Origin of the sequence: Lactobacillus helsingborgensis (assembly GCF_003173695.1) — a bacterium.
GTDB classification, from domain to species: Bacteria; Bacillota; Bacilli; order Lactobacillales; family Lactobacillaceae; genus Lactobacillus; species Lactobacillus helsingborgensis.
In genome coordinates this window covers 1,123,788-1,144,789 of record NZ_CP029544.1, presented here as the reverse complement: position 1 = coordinate 1,144,789, position 21,002 = coordinate 1,123,788, and the positions used below count along the sequence as shown (strand labels likewise).

At 36.1% G+C, this 21,002-nt stretch carries 18 protein-coding genes; 17 read left to right on the top strand and 1 reads right to left on the bottom strand.

The genetic code is table 11. From position 1 onward, the window contains the following. The 5 genes from DLD54_RS05395 to DLD54_RS05375 are packed head-to-tail and all read left to right on the top strand — an operon-like array spanning position 1 to position 4,960. Positions 1–747: a Stp1/IreP family PP2C-type Ser/Thr phosphatase gene (locus DLD54_RS05395; protein ID WP_109918515.1), complete on the top strand. Its 747-nt coding sequence runs from the start codon at positions 1–3 to the stop codon at positions 745–747. Next, positions 747–2,732 (top strand): Stk1 family PASTA domain-containing Ser/Thr kinase, encoded by a 1,986-nt coding sequence (gene pknB / locus DLD54_RS05390; protein WP_109918514.1) that lies wholly within the window; start codon positions 747–749, stop codon positions 2,730–2,732. Before DLD54_RS05395 ends, pknB begins: the two co-directional genes overlap by 1 nt. Next, positions 2,725–3,618 carry a ribosome small subunit-dependent GTPase A gene (gene rsgA / locus DLD54_RS05385; RefSeq protein WP_109918513.1) on the top strand — a complete coding sequence of 298 codons (894 nt, stop codon included), beginning with the start codon at positions 2,725–2,727 and terminating at the stop codon, positions 3,616–3,618. Before pknB ends, rsgA begins: the two co-directional genes overlap by 8 nt. Positions 3,619–3,629: 11 nt before the next feature. Beyond that, on the top strand, positions 3,630–4,277 hold the full coding sequence (rpe, locus tag DLD54_RS05380) for a ribulose-phosphate 3-epimerase (protein WP_233559196.1): 648 nt from the start codon (positions 3,630–3,632) through the stop codon (positions 4,275–4,277). Beyond that, positions 4,274–4,960: a thiamine diphosphokinase gene (locus DLD54_RS05375; protein WP_109918511.1), complete on the top strand. Its 687-nt coding sequence runs from the start codon at positions 4,274–4,276 to the stop codon at positions 4,958–4,960. Before rpe ends, DLD54_RS05375 begins: the two co-directional genes overlap by 4 nt. 48 nt (positions 4,961–5,008) lie before the next feature. Here DLD54_RS05375 and rpmB read toward each other — a convergent pair whose 3' ends face one another. Next, a complete protein-coding gene (rpmB, locus tag DLD54_RS05370) occupies positions 5,009–5,194 on the bottom strand; it encodes a 50S ribosomal protein L28 (protein ID WP_038523104.1) in 186 nt (61 codons plus the stop codon). Positions 5,195–5,358: 164 nt separating this feature from the next. Between rpmB and DLD54_RS05365 the strand changes: the two genes are divergently transcribed. The 12 genes from DLD54_RS05365 (at position 5,359) to DLD54_RS05310 (ending at position 20,998) form a co-directional block, all read left to right on the top strand. Next, on the top strand, positions 5,359–5,721 hold the full coding sequence (locus DLD54_RS05365) for an Asp23/Gls24 family envelope stress response protein (RefSeq protein WP_034981534.1): 363 nt from the start codon (positions 5,359–5,361) through the stop codon (positions 5,719–5,721). Positions 5,722–5,742: 21 nt separating this feature from the next. Further along, the gene (locus DLD54_RS05360) at positions 5,743–7,401 is read left to right on the top strand and encodes a DAK2 domain-containing protein (protein WP_109918510.1); all 1,659 of its coding nucleotides are present in this window, start codon (positions 5,743–5,745) and stop codon (positions 7,399–7,401) included. Positions 7,402–7,403: 2 nt separating this feature from the next. Next, on the top strand, positions 7,404–9,440 hold the full coding sequence (gene recG / locus DLD54_RS05355) for an ATP-dependent DNA helicase RecG (protein WP_109918509.1): 2,037 nt from the start codon (positions 7,404–7,406) through the stop codon (positions 9,438–9,440). A 17-nt stretch (positions 9,441–9,457) separates the two neighbouring features. Then, the gene (plsX, locus tag DLD54_RS05350) at positions 9,458–10,456 is read left to right on the top strand and encodes a phosphate acyltransferase PlsX (RefSeq protein WP_109918508.1); all 999 of its coding nucleotides are present in this window, start codon (positions 9,458–9,460) and stop codon (positions 10,454–10,456) included. Positions 10,457–10,476: 20 nt separating this feature from the next. Then, entirely contained in the window at positions 10,477–10,719 is a 243-nt protein-coding gene (gene acpP / locus DLD54_RS05345) for an acyl carrier protein (protein WP_038523089.1), read from the top strand. Positions 10,720–10,837: 118 nt separating this feature from the next. Further along, positions 10,838–11,848, top strand: coding sequence for an ABC transporter ATP-binding protein (locus tag DLD54_RS05340; RefSeq protein ID WP_038523088.1), 1,011 nt, complete (start codon positions 10,838–10,840; stop codon positions 11,846–11,848). Between the two features lie 2 nt (positions 11,849–11,850). Beyond that, a complete protein-coding gene (locus DLD54_RS05335) occupies positions 11,851–12,828 on the top strand; it encodes an ATP-binding cassette domain-containing protein (RefSeq protein ID WP_109918507.1) in 978 nt (325 codons plus the stop codon). Between the two features lie 2 nt (positions 12,829–12,830). Continuing rightward, the gene (opp4B, locus tag DLD54_RS05330; protein WP_109918506.1) at positions 12,831–13,790 is read left to right on the top strand and encodes an oligopeptide ABC transporter permease; all 960 of its coding nucleotides are present in this window, start codon (positions 12,831–12,833) and stop codon (positions 13,788–13,790) included. Between the two features lie 14 nt (positions 13,791–13,804). Next, positions 13,805–14,722 (top strand): ABC transporter permease, encoded by a 918-nt coding sequence (locus DLD54_RS05325; RefSeq protein WP_109918505.1) that lies wholly within the window; start codon positions 13,805–13,807, stop codon positions 14,720–14,722. 500 nt (positions 14,723–15,222) lie between these two features. Next, positions 15,223–16,986, top strand: a complete 1,764-nt coding sequence (locus DLD54_RS05320) for an oligopeptide ABC transporter substrate-binding protein (RefSeq protein WP_109918504.1) — start codon at positions 15,223–15,225, stop codon at positions 16,984–16,986. Between the two features lie 206 nt (positions 16,987–17,192). Beyond that, a complete protein-coding gene (locus DLD54_RS05315) occupies positions 17,193–18,959 on the top strand; it encodes an oligopeptide ABC transporter substrate-binding protein (protein WP_109918503.1) in 1,767 nt (588 codons plus the stop codon). Positions 18,960–19,228: 269 nt separating this feature from the next. Then, positions 19,229–20,998: an oligopeptide ABC transporter substrate-binding protein gene (locus tag DLD54_RS05310; protein WP_109918502.1), complete on the top strand. Its 1,770-nt coding sequence runs from the start codon at positions 19,229–19,231 to the stop codon at positions 20,996–20,998. Positions 20,999–21,002 lie beyond the last annotated feature (4 nt).

The following is a 21,002-nucleotide window of genomic DNA, read 5'->3' as shown; positions in this document are numbered from 1 at the left end:
TTGATTAAAACAGCATTTGCTTCTAGTATTGGACGAATACGCAAAAGTAACCAAGATTCCGTACAGGTTTTTAAGAATAAAAACAATGCTTTAATGGCAATAGTTTGTGATGGTATGGGAGGTCACCAGGGTGGCGATGTTGCTTCTACAATGGCTGTCAGCCATTTAGGTCATAATTTTGTTGATACCGATTTTTATGACTGTGATAGAGCACAAAAATGGCTTAACGTGCAGCTAAGTAGTGAAAATGAAACTATTTTGAAAACTGCTGACCGTTTTCCAGATCTCAATGGCATGGGAACTACTATTGTTTTGGCAATCGTTTTTACAAATGAAGCTTTGATTGCACATTTAGGCGATTCACGTGCTTACGGCTATTCAGCTGGTGAATTTACCCAATTAATGGAAGATCACTCTCTTGTTAATGAGCTGGTAAAGTTGCACCAAATATCTAAGCAGCAGGCCAGAAACCACCCTCAAAAAAATATCATTACTCAATCTCTAGGAGTTTCAAGTACGATTGATCCCGAATATAGACAAGTATCGCTAGGTGAAAATGATATTATTTTGTTATGTACAGACGGTTTAACCAACTCTTTAAGTGACCCTCAAATTCAGCAAATTTTAGCTACAAAAGACCTATCACTAAAAGAACGCTGCCAAAAATTAATTGATGAAGCCAACCGCGTTGGCGGTGAGGATAATATCACTGCTTGCCTAATTTTGAATGAAGGCGGTGATGAGTAGTGATTAATAAAGGCTATCTACTGGGAGATCGTTACCGGATTATTGATACGTTGGGCGAAGGTGGGATGGCTAATGTTTATCTTGCTGAAGATATCATCCTGCAACGCAAAGTTGCGGTAAAAATATTACGCTTAGATTTACAAAAAGAACCGCAAACATTAGCACGTTTTCAAAGAGAAGCTTTAGCGACCAGTGAATTAAGTCATCCGAATATTGTTATGGTGCTTGATGTTGGAGCAGATCACGGCCTGCCTTACATGGTTATGGAATACGTCGATGGTCCAGATCTAAAGGACTATATTAGGACAAATTCGCCCTTAAATTTAAGACTTGTAATTAAAATTATGGATCAAATTTTGAGTGCAATGTCTTTAGCGCACAAACATAATGTTATTCACCGCGATCTTAAGCCGCAAAACATTTTAATGGATAAGCATGGCAATATTAAAATTGCTGATTTTGGTATTGCAGTTGCCTTAAACCAAAATTCAGTTACTCAAACTAACTCTGCTATTGGTTCAGTGCACTACATGTCTCCTGAACAAACACGCGGCGGGCTGGTTACCAAGCAGTCAGATATTTATTCTTTAGGAATAATTTTATATGAATTAATTACTGGACATGTACCATTTAATGGTGACTCGGCTGTTTCAATAGCTTTAAAACACGCTCAGGAGCCAATTCCTTCAATTAGAAAGCAGGATCCCGAGGTCCCTCAAGCGCTGGAAAATGTTGTTTTAAAAGCAACTGCCAAAGATCCAAGAGATCGCTATCATTCTGCTAAACAAATGCAGGATGATTTAGATACTAGCCTTAATCCCAGCCGCGCTAACGAACCGCTTTTTAATCCGACACATGGTAATAATAATGATGAAACAATTATTTTACCTAATTTTAAACCTAATTCTAAGCAAAAAGAGGAAATAAAGGAGGACCAGACCAACACTGAGAACATGACAGAAAATTCTCGCCCCAAAAAAGCCAGTTTTACGCAGGCAATGCGCAAGCATAAATGGTGGTGGATGTTTATCGGATTTGCTGCCGTTTTAATTGCTGGGTTAATGATTTTTGTTCTGACCAATAATAGTCGTAAGGATGTGCGCATACCTGATGTAACAAATTTAAGCGAAAAAAAAGCCCGGAATGAGCTTGAAAATGTAGGCTTAAAAGTTGGTCGAATAAAGCATAAAAGTTCTGATAGTATTGATCAGGGCAAAGTCATTAAGACTACGCCTCCAGCAGGTTCACAAATAAAGCGGGGCAGATTTATCGATCTTTATGTTTCTGACGGTGCCGGCATGGTTAAAGTACCAGATGTGACTGGGGATGAATATGAAATTGCAGTTGAAAAACTAGAAAAGATGGGCTTTGAAGTAATTCGCGAAAATCAGTTTTCTGCTAGCGTGCCACCTAATCATGTTATTGGGCAGAGTATTGCAGCAGATGTTGAAGTCAAACCTACACAAACTACTATTACTTTAACCGTTTCAAAAGGTAAAAACGATCGTGCCAAGCACCATATGATTAAATTGCCGGACTTAAAAGACTATTCCTTAAAAGATGCCCAAGAATATGCCCACAAGCATGGACTTACCTTGCAGGTTAGTTCGGCATACTCGTCTAAGGTAAAAAAGGGTATGATAATTTCAATGAGTCCAGCTGCAGGAACTGAAGTACCACGTGGAAGTACAATTTCTATCAGTGTTTCCGAAGGGCAGAAAAAGGAGCGCAATCTTACTGCAATTAAAAACTTCACAGTCAGCTATGAAAATAATGATGAAGATGATTCTGATAACAATCGTGGCAATCATATCCAAATTTACATTGCAGATGACAATCATTCAATTGACGACATATATCGCGATTTATACATTAAACGAGATATGAACTTTTCAATTCCGTTCCAGCTTAAAGATGGACCTGGCGCACTTAAGGTTGTTCGCGACGGTCAAACTATTTTAAGTGAGAAGGTCAAAAATGGCTAAAGATACTCAAGGAATTATTACTGGCCTAATCGCCGGTTTTTATGATGTGCAGACCAAAAGTCGAGTTGTAAGAACTAGGGCTAGAGGAGTTTTTCGCAAAAATAAATTAAAACCTACTGTAGGAGACTACGTTGAAATACAAATAGATGACCAAGGTACCAGTTATTTAGTGAAAGTTTTGCCACGTAAAAACTTGATTGGTCGCCCTGCATTAGCCAATGTTGACCATGTCCTGCTGGTAATTTCAGCAGTCGAACCAGATTTCTCATTGCCACTTTTAGACAGGTTTTTAACTTTCTTTTCATGGCAAAATGTGGCAGTAAGCATCTATTTATCTAAAAGCGACTTAACCAAGTCAGAAGAACTTGCAGATATTAACGAAAATCTTGCATATTACCAAAAAATCGGTTATGAAATTTACTTAGGTCAAGAAGCAGTAAGTAAAGCACTACCAGTTAATATCGGTTTTGAGCAAATTTGGACTTTAGCTGGTCAATCTGGTGCCGGTAAATCGACTTTGATCAATTCTCTCAAGGAAGATTTAGCGCAAAAAACTGCTGCTATCTCTACAAGTTTAAATCGTGGTAAACACACTACCAGGACGGTACAACTTTTTAAATTAGGTAACGGCTACCTAGCTGATACGCCGGGATTTTCTGCTATTGATCTAACTCCGATAAAATTAAACCAATTATGTGATTATTTTATTGAGTTCAAAAAGGCCAGTCAAAACTGTAAGTTTAGGGGATGCCAGCACATAAATGAACCTAAGTGTGAAGTAAAGCAGTTAGTTGCAGAAGGGCAAATAAAAAAATCCCGGTATGAAAATTACTTATTAATGCGCAAAGAAATCGAAAATGGCAGATTACCTGAATATTTAAAATAAGGAGGAAAAAATTGATTGCACCATCAATCTTAAATATTAATAATCTTGATCTTAAAGATGATATTAAAATAGCAGCTAAGGCTGGTATAACACGTTTTCATATTGATATTATGGACGGACATTTTGTACCGAATTTGTCTTTTGGACCTCAGCTTGTTTCAGATTTTAAAAAAGAGTTTCCTCATTTAGAGGCCGAAATTCATTTGATGAGCAATAATCCAGACGTGTTAGTGCCTGCTTTTGTTAAAGCCGGTGCACAAATAATGCTGCTGCATTATGAGGCAATGAATGAAGCAAAGCTAAATTACTGGTTGGACTATCTTAAGCAAAATCACGTTAAGGCTGGTGTTGTTCTTAACCCTGATACCCCGATTTCTGTCCTAAACAAGTTTATCCCTAAACTTGATCAAATATTACTGATGACGGTTTATCCAGGATTTGGTGGACAAAAATTTATTCCCGAGTCTGTCAAAAGGATTAGTCAGGTTAAAGAATTAGTTAAAGCTGATTTTCCGCTTGAAGTCGACGGTGGTATTAATGCCCAAACTGCAAAACAGGCAAAAATGGCTGGCGCTAATATTTTTGTGGCAGGTTCTTATCTTTTCTGTGAGGGAGATATTAATAAGCAAGTTGATGAGCTGGCGGAGATTTTAAAATGAAAGCATGGGCTCTTTTAGGTGCACCTAAGAAGCAATGGCCTAGCAATATTAAGGCAAAACTTTTAGCAGCAAAGAAAAGTAAAGATTTAATTATTGGCGTCGATCGGGGCGCACTTCTGTTAGAAGAACTGGGTTTAACTGCCGATTTAGCTGTCGGAGATTTTGATTCTCTACAAAAAGATGAGTTAGAGCGAATTGAGAGTAAAGTTAGTGATATTAGGTATTCACTTCCAGAAAAAGACTTAACGGATAGCGAGCTCATTATGCGGTGTGCATTTTGTGATTATCAGGTATCGCATTTAGCTATTTTTGGAGCAACAGGGGGCAGATTAGACCATTTTATGTCTAACTTGCTGATGGTATTAAAACCTGAATTTAATCTTTTTGCTGAAAAAATAGAACTTATTGACCAGCAAAACTCAATTAAATTTTATAATGCCGGCAAACACACGATATACCAAGAACCTGAATACAATTATTTTGGCGTTGTCACTTTAACTGCAGTACAGCACTTAAATATTGCCGGTGCCAAATACTCTCTAGCTGACTTTAACGGGGATTATCCGATTTCTTTCAGTTCAAATGAATTTCTATCAGAAAAAAAGCCGCTTGAACTATCTTTAAAAAAAGGCACTGTTGCTGTTATTCAATCAAAAGATATTGATCGTTTTCAAAATATTTAAGAAACAAAAAACTAGCAGAATTGATTCTGCTAGTTTTTTTAAAACTTATTATGCACGGGTAACTTTACCAGATTTTAATGTCTTAGTTGAAACCCATACTCGCTTAGGCTTGCCATCAACAAGAATACGAACTTTTTGAAGGTTTGGCTTCCACGCACGACGTGATGAATTCAGTGAGTGTGAACGTGTATTACCAAAAGTTGTCTTTTTGCCAGTAATATAATCTTTTGCCATTTGCTAAACCTCCTTTGTTGTGTTTTCATACTAAGTTAAGATAGCATAACTTTAAGATCATTGCAACTGCAAAAGTATTTTTTAAGAAGGGATTTTTGTATTTAAACTTGATTACTATGATAAAATAGATACATAATATTGAGAACAATGATACGGAGGTAAACATGGCTGTAAAAATCAAAACAAAAAATGGTTTGATTGATATTTCAAACGGAGTGATTGCAACTGTTGTTGGTAGCGCAGCTACATCCAATTATGGCGTTGTCGGCATGGCTTCAAAAAATGCTATCCGTGATGGTTTCGATGGAATATTAAATCGTGCAAATTATAAACGCGGAGTTGTTGTTAAATCTGAGGATAATAAGATTACGGTTGATGTTTATATAATTGTCGGCTATGGTCTTAAAATTTCCGAGGTCAGCCGCAACGTTCAAGATAGTGTAAAGTTTAATTTGAAAAATCAACTTGGAATTGAAACTAAAGCTGTCAATGTCATCGTTCAAAGTGTCAAAGTGCTTGACGAATAACTCAAGCGGAGGTTAGAAATATTGGTTTTAAAGGAAATAGATAGTAAGAAATTTAGAGATATGGTTCGCGTTGCTACACATAGACTTGGTCGCAACGCAGAGTTTATTAACTCTTTGAACGTTTTCCCAGTTCCTGATGGAGACACAGGAACTAATATGAACTTAACTATTGAAAGTGGTGCTAAAGCGGTTGCTCAAAACACAAGTAATAGCGTCGGTGATTTAACTGAAAGTCTTGCTAAAGGGATGTTGATGGGAGCACGCGGCAATAGTGGGGTTATTTCTTCCCAACTTTTCAGAGGCGTTTATAAAGCAACTCAGGGTATGAAAACTCTTAATGCACAGGAGTTGGCAAATGCTTTTTCTAATGGTGTTGCAACAGCTTATAAAGCCGTGATGAAACCAGTTGAAGGTACTATTTTGACCGTTGCTAGAGTTGGTGCGCAAGAAGGCGCCAATAAGGCCAATGAAACCGATGATGTTGAAGAAGTTATGAAAGCAATCGTTGAAGGTGCAAAAAAGGCGCTGAAGACTACACCAGACTTATTGCCAGTTTTAAAGCAAGTTGGCGTAGTTGATTCAGGTGGTCAAGGGCTGCTCTTTATTTATGAAGGCTTTCTAGAAGGTCTTCTTGGTGAGGAATTTGCTGATCGCTACCAGCCTGATGAAGGTGAAATGGATGAAATGATTAATGCAATGCACCACCAGTCAGTTCAATCTCAACTTTCAACTCAAGATATTGCTAATGGCTACTGTACTGAAATTATGGTTGACTTAACTGCCGATGTTCCTAATAAAAAGACATTCAATTTAGATGAATTTCGAGATCACTTATCTAAACTAGGAGATTCACTTTTAGCTGTTTCTGATGACGAAGTAGCTAAGGTTCATGTTCATACTGAGCATCCTGCTGCCATTTTTGCTTATGGAAGTCAATTCGGACAGCTGGGAAAAATCAAAATTGATAATATGCGGATCCAGCATGAAACAATAGTTAACAACAGTGAAGAAAATCAGGAGAGCGTTGATTTTGCAGTAATTGCTGTTGCTTCCGGCAATGGTATTAGAAAATTATTTGAGAGTGAAGGAGTAAACCGCATTATCTCTGGTGGTCAAACAATGAACCCTTCAACTCAAGACATTATTGACTCCATCAAAAAATCAGGTGCCAAGAAAGCTATTGTAATGCCTAATAACGGTAATATTATCATGGCAGCCAAACAAGCAGCAGAAGTTAGCGATATACCAGTTGGCATAGTTCCTACAAAAACTATTTCACAAGGTTTGACGGCAATGCTGTCATTTGATCCTGATGATTCTCTAGATGATAACGTAGCAAACATGACTGATGCACTTGATACAGTTGTTTCAGGAGAAGTTACCAAAGCTAATCGCGACACTACTATTAATGATATTGAAATTCATCAAAATGACTTCTTGGGCATTGTAGACGGTGATATTAAAGTTGCGAATACAGATTTAATCACTGCTACCTCAACAATGATTGAGAAAATGCTTGATGAAGATGCGGAAATTATTACTGTGATGTACGGGCGCGATTCTAATAAAAAAGAAGCTCAACAACTTGTAGATGCTGTTAAGAAAAAGCACGACGACCTTGAATTTGAAATTCATGATGGTGGTCAACCCGTATACAACTTTTTAATTTCTGTTGAATAATTATGATTGCAAAAGAACTATTTGCTCCTGTGACTGACTTGAAGGGTGTCGGTACTAAAACCGCCGCCGCACTGGGTAGTCTGGGAATTTATAGTATTTATGATTTGTTATATTATTTTCCATTTCGCTATGATGAACTGCAGACAATTCCACTTGACCAGATCATGGATGGGCAAAAGGTAATGTTGAAAGGAATTGTAGCGACTGAAGCTTTTGTGAGCCGATTTGGATATAAAAAAAGCAAATTAAGCTTTAAGTTACGAATTGACCATGATGTTGTCATGGTCAATTTTTTTAATCAACCGTGGTTAAAAGAAAAGGTCATTGTTGGTAAAGGAGTAGCAATTTACGGCAAATATAACGTGGCGCGCCAAAGTCTGGCAGCGTTTAAATTTATCGCTGCTAAAGAAAATGACAGTGGCATGGCGCCAATTTATTCGGTAAATCGCTACATTAAGCAGAAAAAATTAGTCGACATAATAAATATTGCTTTAACCGAATTTTCTGACAATGTGGCGGACATTGTTCCGTTATCAATTAGGCAAAGGTATCGGCTGTTACCTGAGCAAAAAATTGTGCAGCAGATGCATCATCCGCAAAATCTGACAGAAGCCAAGTTAGCCAAAAGAAGTGCCATTTTTCGAGAGTTTTTTATTTTTCAAACCGAACTGGCAGAATTAACAGAACTTAACCCGCGTAATCAGGGATATGCCAAAAAGTACGATTTAAAAGAAATTGCCAAGCTTACCAAAGCATTGCCCTTTGAATTATCGCCAGATCAAAAAAAAGTGATTAATGAAATATTTGCTGATCTTTTTTCCCCAATTCAAATGCAGCGGCTGTTGCAAGGGGATGTGGGTTCCGGTAAAACAATTGTGGCTGTCTATGCAATTTTTGCCGCAATTACAGCTGGTTACCAAGTGGCGCTTATGGTGCCTACCGAAATTCTAGCCGTGCAGCATTTTAAAAAAATTGATGAATTACTAAAGCCTTTAGGTGTGCGCTGCGCATTATTAACGGGTACTACAAAAACTTTGGAACGAAGAGAAATCTATCATGAGTTAACTGAGGGCATAATTAATGTAGTAATTGGTACCCATGCTTTAATACAGCCAAATGTGATTTTTAAAAAATTAGGATTGGTGATTATTGATGAACAGCATCGCTTTGGTGTCAATCAAAGACAAGCTTTAATTAATAAAGGCAATCTCCCAGACATTTTGGCTATGACTGCGACGCCAATTCCGAGAACACTTGCTTTAACTGTCTATGGTAATATGACCATTTCAGAAATACATCATTTACCAGCTGGTCGTAAAAAAATAATTTCTTCGTGGAAAACAAGTACACAAATGGATCAAGTATATCAGTTGATGCGAGAGCAGTTAAAGCAGGGCTTTCAAATCTATGCCGTCACACCGTTAATCTCAGAATCTGAAGTTCTTGATTTAAAAAATGCTGAACAGCTTTTTACTAAATTAAGACATGATTTTCCGCAAGAACAAGTTGAATTGTTGCATGGGCAAATGCCTGGAAATAAAAAAGATGAAATTATGAGTGATTTTGCGGAGGGCAAAATCAACATCTTAGTGACTACCAGTGTGATTGAAGTTGGAGTTGATGTGGCTAATGCGAATATGATGGTAATTTTTAATGCTGATCGTTTTGGCATCAGTCAATTGCACCAATTAAGGGGGCGAATAGGTAGAGGAAAAACTCAAAGTTATTGTATTTTTTTGGCCGATCCCAATACTCAAGCCGGTAAAAATCGAATGAAAATCGTGGCATCAACTACAGATGGTTTTAAATTAGCTGAAGAAGATTTGAAGATGCGTGGTGAAGGGGACTTATTTGGCAAAGCGCAGTCTGGCTTACCAGAATTTCAAGTTGGCAGTGTAGTCAATAATTACGAAACGATGGTCGTTGCGCAAAAAGAAGCTAAAAAATTAATTAGAACTGATCCTTCATTAAAGAATCCAGCAAATGAAAATTTAAAGCAAGTGTTAGAATATAAACAATTACAACAAAAAAGAACTTAGAAAAGATTGTGGTAACTATGAAAACTATTGCAATTGATGCAATGGGTGGAGAAAAAGCACCTGAAGCTGTTATAAAAGCAGTATTACGAGTCAAGAAAGAATTGCCCCATACTCAATTCATCTTATTTGGCGATCAAACTAAAATAAAAAGTTTATTAGGTAATGATATAAGTCAAATAGAAATTGTGAATACTACTGAAGTTATTAAGGATGAGGACGAACCCGTAAAAGCCATTCGCCAAAAAAAGGATTCCTCACTTGTCGTTGCAGCGCAATTTGTGAAGCAAGGCAAGGCTGATGCACTTTTTTCAATGGGCAACACTGGTGCTATTTTAGCTTCCGGAATATTTATCATTGGCCGTATTAAGGGTGTAGCTCGTCCTGGTTTAATGCCGACTTTACCTGTTAAAAATTCTGATGATGGTTTTAATATGATAGATGTTGGAGCAAATGCTAAGAGCAAGCCGGAATATCTGCTTGATTGGGCCAAAATGGCTTCATACTATGCCGAAAAGGTGAGGGGCATAAACAATCCCCGAGTTGGTTTACTCAATAATGGAGCAGAAAATGATAAAGGCGATGATGTTCATCAAAAAGCTTATCAGCTACTGCTCGACAGTAAATTAAACTTTATTGGCAATATTGAAGGAAATGAACTCCTTGATGGTAAAGCTGATGTTATTGCAACTGATGGTTTTACTGGCAACGCTGTCTTAAAAAATATTGAGGGAACTTCGGGAGTTTTAATCCACCTCTTAAAAAACAGTTTGCTAAATAATGGTCTTTTTGTTAAATTAGGAGCATTAATGATCAAAAAGGCATTAAAAGGACTAGTGTCAAAATTTGATGTTGATAAATACGGTGGAGCGGTTCTGCTTGGTGTTAATGCACCAGTGGTAAAAACGCATGGACGCTCAGGTGAACGTGCTGTTTATTTCACTCTTAAACAAGTTGATAAAATACTACAAGAAAAAATTATTGATGAGTTTAAAGCTGAATTTGCAAATAAAGAATAATATTAACAAGGAGTACTAAAATGACTGAAGAAGAGATTTTTACAAAAATACGTGATATGTTGGCAGATAACTTTGAAGTAGATAAGGATAAAATTACCAAGGATACAAACTTTACAAGTGATTTGGACGCTGATTCCATTGACTTGGTAGAATTCATTCTGCAATTAGAAGATGAATTCGGCGCCGAGATTTCTGATGAAGATGCAGAAAAAATAAAAACAGTTGGAGATGCTGTTAATTACATTGTTGCACATAAAAAATAAACAAAAAATTTAATTATAAATTTGCATACGACAAGTTTCATGGTTATAATTAGAAATTAAATAAATTTATTAAATATCTTTAATAAATTGTTTGAAAATTTGAGAGGGGAAATGACCTTTGGAAAAACAAAGTGATCTCTTACTGGATATCCAGCATTTGCATACTGCATATCGTTTAAATGGAAAGTTTTATGATGCTGCGGATGATATCAATTTAACATTGAAGCGAAATGAAATTCTATCTATTGTAGGCGAATCTGGATGTGGTAAGAGTACAATTGCATCTAGTATTATTGGCTTGTATGACCACAAAAACACGAAAGTCACTGGTGATATTCTTTATAATGAATTGAATTTAGTAGGCTTAAATGAATCACTCTTTGATAAAATACGTGGTAATAAGATTGGCATGATTTTTCAGGATCCTTTAGCTAGTTTGAACCCGTTGATGCGTGTCGGTGATCAGGTCGCAGAAACTCTATATTATCATACTAATATGAAGGAAAGGGAACGGCATGATCGTGTAATCGAACTTTTCAATCAAGTTGGAATGCCCAAGCCGCAAGAAACTTATGCAATGTATCCCTTTGAACTTTCTGGGGGATTAAGACAGCGTGTTGTGATCGCTATGGCAGTTGCATGTAAACCGGAGATCATTATTGCGGACGAGCCGACCACTGCCTTAGATGTTACTATTCAAGCTCAAATTCTTGATTTACTTGAAGATATTCAAAAAGAATCTCAATCTGGTATTATTTTAATTACCCACGATTTAGGAGTAGTGGCTGAAACAGCTGATCAAGTTGCTGTTATGTATGGTGGACAAATTGTTGAAAAAGCTGATGTTAAGACAATTTTTGAACATCCTCTGCATCCATATACACGCTCTCTTCTTAATTCCATGCCTCAGTCTGAGGATGAAGAAGAAGATTTGCACGTTATTCAGGGAACAGTTCCATCATTGCAAAATATGCCTAGAGAAGGAGACAGGTTTGCAGCTAGAATCCCATGGATTCCAGCTAGTGCTCATGAAAAGAATCCGGTAATGCACGAAGTTGAACCTGGTCACTGGGTAAGATGTACTTGTTGGAAGACATTCCACTTTCAAGATGAAGTAAGTGGGGAATAAATATGGCTAAAGAGATTATTCAGGTAAAAAACTTAAAGGTTCATTATCCTATCAGATCAGGCTTTTGGAACAGAATTACTGATTATGTGCGCGCAGTTGATGATGTCAGTATTACCATCAACGAAGGTGAAACATATGGTCTGATTGGAGAATCCGGTTCAGGAAAGTCCACGACTGGTAAAGCAATAGTCGGTGTTGAAAAAGTTACTGGTGGGCACATTTTTTATAAGGGCGTTGACATTACTAAATCAAGAAATCGGCGCAAATTAAACTATAACAAAGATGTGCAGATGATTTTTCAAGATTCTTTGTCAAGTCTTAATCCGAGAAAACGCATTGAAGATATTATCGCTGAACCAATCCGTAATTTTGAAAATCTAACGACAGATCAAGAAAGGGATCGGGTACAAGAATTATTGGATATTGTTGGGATGCCAAGTGATTCAATTTATAAATATCCGCACGAATTTTCTGGGGGACAAAGACAAAGAATTGGTGTAGCTCGTGCTGTTGCCACCAATCCCCGTTTAGTAGTTGCTGATGAACCTACCAGTGCTTTGGACTTATCAGTCCAAGCACAGGTGCTAAATTTCATGAAACATATTCAACAACAATATAATATAGCTTATCTTTTTATTTCCCATGACTTGGGTGTTGTAAAGCACATGTCTGAAAACTTGGCTATCATGCATAGAGGTCGTTTAGTCGAAATAGGGTCTCGTGAAGACATCTATAATCATCCTGTTCATATATACACTAAAAGATTACTTTCAGCTATTCCTCAAGTTGATGTTGAACATCGTGAAGAACATAAAAAGCATCGTGAAAAAGTTGAACAAGAATTTCAAAATGACCAAAGCAAATGGTACGACAAAGATGGTCGAGTATATCCTTTGCAGCAAGTATCTGGAAGGCATTGGGTAGCTCTTCCCAAAGAAGAGGTTAAACAAGAACAAATGAATGAAAAGGAGGAAGACTAATTATGTGGAAAACAGTTTTAAGAAGAATTTTAGTTATGATTCCGCAAATAATCATTTTAAGTATTTTGGTCTTCTTCTTGGCAAAAATGATGCCAGGTGATCCATTTAGTGGTCAGATAAATCCAAATACTGACCCTAAGCAAATAGAAGCTTTGAAGAGAGCAGCAGGGTTATATGATCCAGCACCAGTACAATATGGTCGCTGGCTAGGCAATTTGTTTAGAGGCGACTTAGGAACCAGTTATATTCAGCACGTACCTGTAACATCGTTAATTGCGGATCGGGCAGTTAATACTTTTTGGCTATCTTTATTAACGACAATTATTAGTTATTCTATTTCTATTCCTCTAGGTGTCATTGCTGGACGTCATCAAGATGAATGGCAGGATCAAGCAGTACAAATATTTAATTATGTGACATTTGCTATTCCAGGCTTTGTTTTCTACATTTTAGGAATTTGGCTGTTTGGTTTTACTTTAGGGTGGTTCCCTATTTCAGGGTCTGTTTCCCCTAATGCTTCTGGTTTTTGGGGTACACTCGGCAGTCAACTTTATCATATGATTTTACCTGCTATCTTGAGTGCTTTGATAACAACTACTGGTATTGTCCAGTACTTGAGAACAGGGATTGTTGATAATAAGGTTGAAGATTATGTCCGTACGGCGCACAGTAAGGGTGTTCCAGAAAATGTCGTATTTAATAAACATATCCTGCGCAATTCACTTTTACCTATTGCTTCTTCATTTGGGACTGTGATCACTGGTTTATTAGGTGGGTCCATGATTATTGAAACAGTATTTAGTTATCCTGGTATGGGTAAACTTTTCTTGGATTCAATAGACCAACGTGATTACACTACACTTACAGCATTAATTTTGATTTTTGGTATTTTAACTCTTCTGGGCAACCTACTTTCTGATATTATCATGAGTATAGTTGATCCAAGGATTAGGATAAAATAAGGGAGGAAGAAACAATGTTTAAGAAAGAAAAAGACACTTCTGCTAAAGAAGAAAAACAGCAAGTTTCTTCTCCTGCTTCAAGTTTTAAAGTAATTGCAAGAGAAGTTGTTAAAGACAAAGTAGCTCTAACTGCATTTATAGTGATTGTCATAATATTTCTATTTACGTTTGGTGGTTCACTATTTTTGCACTCTGATCAAGTAACTGAAACGAAAATCCTTGATGCTTATATCAGCTGGGGTACTAGCGGGCACTTTCTCGGCACTGATGATGGGGGCCGTGACATATTACAACTTCTAATTATGGGTGGTCGTAACTCAATTTTAATTGGATTGGGAGTGACCCTCGTTTGTGAAACTGTGGGTCTGATTGTAGGTCTAGTTTCTGGCTATTATGGTGGTTATATTGATGCTGTCATAATGAGAATTGTAGATTTTGTTCAAGTTTTACCAGCTATGCCGATTGAAATTGTACTGGTTACAGTTATTCCTCACTATAGCTCTGTAACTTTGGTTTGGATAATTTCAATTTTTGGTTGGACTGGAACCGCTAGATATTTTAGGGCTTTTGTCCTTTCTCAAAGAGAAAGGGACTATGTTTTAGCTTCCAAGACTTCTGGATCATCTGATATCAAGATTATGTTTCGGGAAGTTTTACCCAATATTGGCTCGATGTTAATTATTGATGTCGTTTTAACAATTGCTGGAAATATTGGTATTGAAACTACCCTATCATTTATTAATTACGGACTTCCTTCTACTGTTCCGTCTCTTGGTACATTGATTGGTTTTGCCAATGATCCGACTAACGTTGTTAGTCGGCCGTGGCTTTGGGTTCCTGCTACGGTTCTGTTGCTGGCAATCTCACTAAGCATAAATTATGTTGGTCGTGCACTTCAAAGAGCAGGTGACGCAAGACAAAGAGAAAATTAAGAGATATTCATTCTTAAAAAGCATTTTTGGTTAAAAAATGCTTTTTTATGTTAGATAAAAATTAAATTAGTAAATTAAAAAACTTTCAGTTACAGATGTAATTTATTTTGTATCATACGGTCAGCTTTTAATACAACCACCTCGAATAAAAACCGGTTTCCTAAGAAAAAACGTGAAACTCAACCGAGACCGGAAATTACACCAATTATGATTAATAATTATTACAAAAACCTGATGTTGCAAAAGCAATATCAGGTTTTATATTCTTAGTAAACAAAGAAAAAGGAGAAAACATGAAAAACTAACTATTTAACCTAGCAGAATCAATTAAGATTATCCATATTTTTGTCATTTTTCGCTTAAACATTAGCTTAAAAATAATAAATAATTAGATAAATAAAAGGTTTATATTGAAATTTTAATATTATGTGCTATTATTTAATAAATTTAATAATAAGTTTGTTTTACAACTTCATAAATAAATAAAAGGAGTTATGAAAATGAAAAAATCAAGAATATTTGGTTCTGTAGGATTAATCAGTGTTGCAGCATTGACTTTAGTAGCATGTGGTAAAGATAATAACAAAAGTAATAGTAATGATGCAAAGAATGCCAACAAGTTTTCTCAAACAGTGCCGAAAAAAGCAGTAAAGCAGGGTGGAACTGTAAAAATTGCGATTGAAACCGATTCACCTTTTACTGGGATTTTTAGTGATGAAATTTCCATGACGCAAATTGACGCTAATGTTGCTCGACCAGCAGATGAGTCTCTTTTTGATACGGACGATAATTATAGAATTAATGACAAAGGTCCCGCTACTTTGAGAATTAATCAAAAAGATAAAACGGTTACGATTACAGTCAAAAAGGGCGTAAAGTGGTCTGATGGTAAGCAAGTCACTGCCAAAGATATGGAATACTCCTATGAAATTATGGCATCAAAAGCGACTAAGACGGAAAGATATACTAGTCAATTTGAATTTATCAAAGGGATGAAAGCTTTTCATGAAGGTAAGGCCAAAACAATTTCTGGAATAGAAATGCCGGATGGTGAATCTGGTAGAAAGATGGTTTTGCATTACACGGAGCTCAAGCCGGGTATGACTAACAGTGGTAATGGCTACTTTTGGGAGGCAGCTGCACCCTATCACTATTTGAAGGATGTCCCGTTTAGTAAATTACAATCATCTGACAAAATTAGAAAAAAGCCGCTTTATTTTGGTCCTTACAAGTTATCTAAGTTAGTTCGTGGTCAATCAGCAACTTGGACTCCCAATAAATATTATTGGAGAGGAAAACCTAAATTAGACAAAATTGTCTGTCAGGTTGTATCCACCAAGTCAGCCACACAGGCAATAAAGAGCCACAAATTCGATGTGATAGATGTCATTAATATTTACTGGAAGGATATTAAAAATACTAAAAAAGTCAATTTTGTAGCTAAGATTCCGTTAGCATATGATTATTTAGGTATAAAAGTAGGTAAATGGGATGCTAAAACAAATAAAAATGTCATGAACAAGAATTCTAAGATGGCAAACAAGTCTCTAAGACAAGCAATTGGCTATGCAATGAATGTTAAACAAGTTTCAAAGCACTATACCAATGGATTAACTTTCCACGTTCCTACATTAATCCCAGCACAGTTTGGTGATTATTACAATAAAGATATTAAGGGCTATAATTATAATCTAAAAAAAGCTAATCAAATTTTGGATAAAGCCGGTTATAAGAAAAAAGGTAAGTGGCGTGTTCAACCAAATGGTAAACTTCTTAAAATCAATCTTTTGGCAAAAAGCCGTACTCCTATGGATGAGCCCATAGTTCAAAACTATATTCAACAATGGCATAAAATTGGCTTAGATGTTGAATTAGTTGGCAATAGGATGACAGAATTTAATGCTTTTTATGATAAAGTGCAGCATGATGCTCCTGAAGTCGATATGTTTATTGCTGGCTGGAACTTATCAAGCGAGCCTTCTCCAGCTGCATTATATGATGTTGGTGCACCATCCAACTATAGTCGCTTTGCTACATCAGAAAATACTAAATTGATGAATTCATTAGATTCTCAAAAAGCTTTTAATCATAAATATCGTGTGGAGCAATTTCACAAATGGCAGCAATACATGTTTGATGAAGCTTATGTCATACCTTTGAGCAATTCCTATGAAATTACCGCTGTTAATAGTGCATTAACCGGTTATTCTAAGAGACCATCGCAAAGTAACAGTCTCTGGTATCAAGTTGGTTATGCCAAGTAATTGTTAATGCAAAAACCATTGAAGTGTTGCTGTTTTGAAAAATTAGTTATAATAAAAAGTCATTAAATTATTTTTAATATACACAAATATAAAACTAATTAAAACAAGATTAATATTCAACTTGCAAATTTAATTTAACGTGTTATTATAAAATTATTAACTTGTTCCAGTTCAGAAATAATAATTTAAGAAAGTGAAGAGAATTTATGAAAAAAGGAAAGTTTCTAGGTTCTATAGGGTTATTATCTGCTGCAGCTTTAACTCTAGTAGCCTGTGGTAAGAGTAACAATAACAATAACAGTAATGAAGGAGCTAAGACAGCAAGCAAGTTCCCTGAAGAAGTGCCAAAGAAAGAAGCTAAACAAGGTGGAACGGTAAAAATTGCTTTACTAAGTAATTCACCCTTTACTGGGATTTTTTCAAATGAATTATATACGGTTTCAACAGACTACGAAGTTTCAGGACCGGGAAATGAATCTCTGTTTGATACAGACGATCAATTTCGTTTCAATGATAAAGGTCCTGCCACGATTAAGCTTGACCGTAAAAACAAAACTGTGACTATTGTCGTTAAAAAAGGCGTCAAGTGGTCTGATGGGAAGCAAGTGACAGCTAAAGATGTTGAATACCCATACGAGATTTTAGCTAATAAGGGAACTAAGTCGCAAAGATATTCAAGCCAGCTTGAGAATATTAAGGGAATGAAAGACTACCATGAAGGTAAAGCAAAGACCATTTCAGGAATTGAAATGCCTGATGGTGAAAATGGTAGAAAAGTAATCTTGCACTTTACTCAATTAAAACCTGGTATGACAAATAGCGGTAATGACTACTTCTGGGAAAGTGCAGAGCCGTATCATTACCTGAAAGATGTGCCTTTTAACAAGTTAATGGAGTCTGATAAAGTTAGAAAGAAGCCTTTGTACTTTGGACCTTATAAGTTAACTAAACTTGTTCGTGGTCAAGCGGCAACCTGGACACCAAATAAATATTATTGGCGTGGTAAACCAAAACTAGATAAGATAGTATTTCAGGTAGTGTCTTCTAATTCAAGTTCGCAAGCGATTAAAAGTCACAAATTTGATATTTCGAGTGTTGTAAGTTCCCAATGGACACAGGTTAAAAATACCAAAGGCGTTAACTTTGTAGCCAGAATTGGGTTAGGATATTGGTATGTTGGTTTCAAATTGGGTAAATTTGACTCGAAGACCAATAAAGTAGTGATGAACCATAAATCAAAGATGAATAATAAGGCTTTACGTCAAGCCATTGCTTATGCTATGAATGTTGATGAAGTAACTAAGCACTATACTCACGGTATATCATTCCATGTGCCAACTCTTATTCCGGCACAATTTGGTGATTACTTTAATAAGGACATTAAAGGTTACACTTATAATTTAAAAAAGGCCAACCAAATCCTAGATAAAGCCGGCTATAAGAAGAAGGGTAAATGGCGTGTTCAACCAAACGGCAAACCTCTTAAAATCAAGTTTTTGGCTATGAGTGGTGGTGCCACCCAAGAGCCAATTATTCAAAACTATCTACAACAATGGCATAAAATTGGTTTAAATGTTAGTTTAGTCGGAGGAAGATTAACTGAGGGTAACTCATTCTACGATAAAGTTCATAACGATGATCCAGCAGTTGATATGTTTGAAGCTGGCTGGAGCCTTTCTTCCGAGCCATCACCTCAAGGACTTTATAGCGAAGGCTCACCATTTAATTATGAGAGATTTGCGACACCTGAAAATACGAAACTACTTGAGGAAATGGATTCACAAAAAGCTTTTGACCATAAATATCGTGTGCAAAAGTTCCACGAGTGGCAGAAGTATATGTTTGATCAAGCATTTGTCATTCCAACTACGAACTCGTACTCAGTGACTGCTGTTAACAAGAAGCTGACAAATTATTCATTAAAGCCTTCTGACGGCAACACCGTTTACTTTAAGTTGGGTTATGTAAAATAGTATTATTTAATTAAAAATATAGTTTATATACAATAAAAACAGATAAAATTCGCATTAAAGCATTTTATCTGTTTTTTTATTCTCTAAAAAATTAATTATTGAGCAATTAATTAAAACATCATATTGCGCAAAGTTAAAACTAAAAATTTTAATTTGTTTATGCTTTAGCTTAACATAGTATTGCAAATTTCATACTAAATGCTAATATTTATATCTGTTAACTTGCTTCCAAAATACCTTTAACTTTGTCAATTAAGGAGATTCGTATTATGAAAACAAGAAAAGCTTTGGCTTCTATGGGTGTTATAACAGCAGCAGTTTTGACTTTAGCTGCCTGTGGAAAAAATGAAGGCAGTAAAACCGAAAATAAGAATTCGACTAAAAAATTTGCAGTACAAACGCCTGTTAAAACTGCAAAAAAAGGTGGCACTATTAGGGTTGCTGAAGAAACAGATACGCCTTTTACCGGTATATTTAATGAAGAATTACAAATGAGTCAGACTGATGCAGATGTTTCAAGTCCTGGTCAAGAATCATTATTTGATACCGATGATCATTATAAGATTAATGATGAAGGTCCTGCGACGTTGAGATTAGATCGTAAAGCAAAAACTGTGACTATTATTATCAAAAATGGGGTGAAATGGTCCGATGGTAAACAGGTATCTGCCAAAGATATTGAGTTTGCTTATGAAATTATTGCTAATAAAGCTACAAAATCACAAAGATATTCATCTCAATTTAATATTATTAATGGTATGAAAGAATATCATGAGGGGAAAGCTGATGCTATTTCTGGTATAGAAATGCCGGATGGACCTGAGGGTCGCAAAGTAGTTTTGCATTGTAAAGAATTGAAGCCGGGAATGTATTATAGCGGTAACGGTTATATTTGGGAAGCTGCTGCCCCATACCACTATTTAAAAAATATCCCTTTTGCTAAACTTGAATCATCTAATCAAATTAGGAAAAAACCTTTATTTTTTGGTCCTTATAAGGTGCAAAAGATTGTTCAGGGCCAATCCGTGACGTGGACACCAAATAAATATTATTGGCGCGGTCAACCCAAATTAGATAAAATTATTTATCAAGTGGTTTCACCTAATTCAGCATCTCAATCAATCAAGAATCATAAATTTGATATTGCAAGAGTTGTAAATAGTCAGTGGAAAGAAGTCAAGGACACAAGTGGGGTCAATTTTGTGGCAGAGATTCCTTTAGCCTATAATTATATGGCATTTAAGGTGGGAAAATGGGATGCTAAGAAATCAAAAAATGTTATGAATCCTAATGCCAAAATGGGCGATAAGGCGCTGCGGCAAGCAATGGCCTACTCTATGAATACAGACGCTGTATATAAGCATTATACTGATGGCTTGAGTTTTCAAGTACCGACTTTAGTTCCAGCTGAATTTGGTGATTATTTTTATAAAGATGTAGCTGGCTATTCATATAACCTTAAAAAGGCCAATCAAATATTAGATAAGGCAGGCTATAAGAAGAAGGGTAAATGGAGAACAAAACCAAATGGCAAGCCTCTTCAAATCAATCTTTTAGCAAAATCGGGGGATTCGATTCAGCAACCTATTATGCAAAATTATATCCAACAATGGGAAAAAATTGGGTTAAACGTAAAACTTGTTGGCGGTCGTTTGACAGAATTTAATTCATTTTATGATAAAGTTCAGCATGATGCACCAGGTATAGATGTTTTTATGGCAGGTTGGTCACTTTCAAGTGAACCTTCGCAAGCGCAAATGTACAGTGCCGGAACTATGTCAAATTATTCTCGTTTTGTTACTTCTGAAAATACCAAATTGATTAAAGAAATGGATTCACAAAAATCATTTAATCATGATTACAGAGTTGTAAAATTCCATGAATGGCAAAAGTACATGATTGATGAAGCTTATGTTATTCCAACATACAATTCTTACCAAATCGATGCCATTAATAAGGATTTAACTGGCTATTCTTTACGTCCTAGTGAAATGAACAATGGCCACCCATTATGGTATAAAGTTGCCTATGCGAAATAATCTA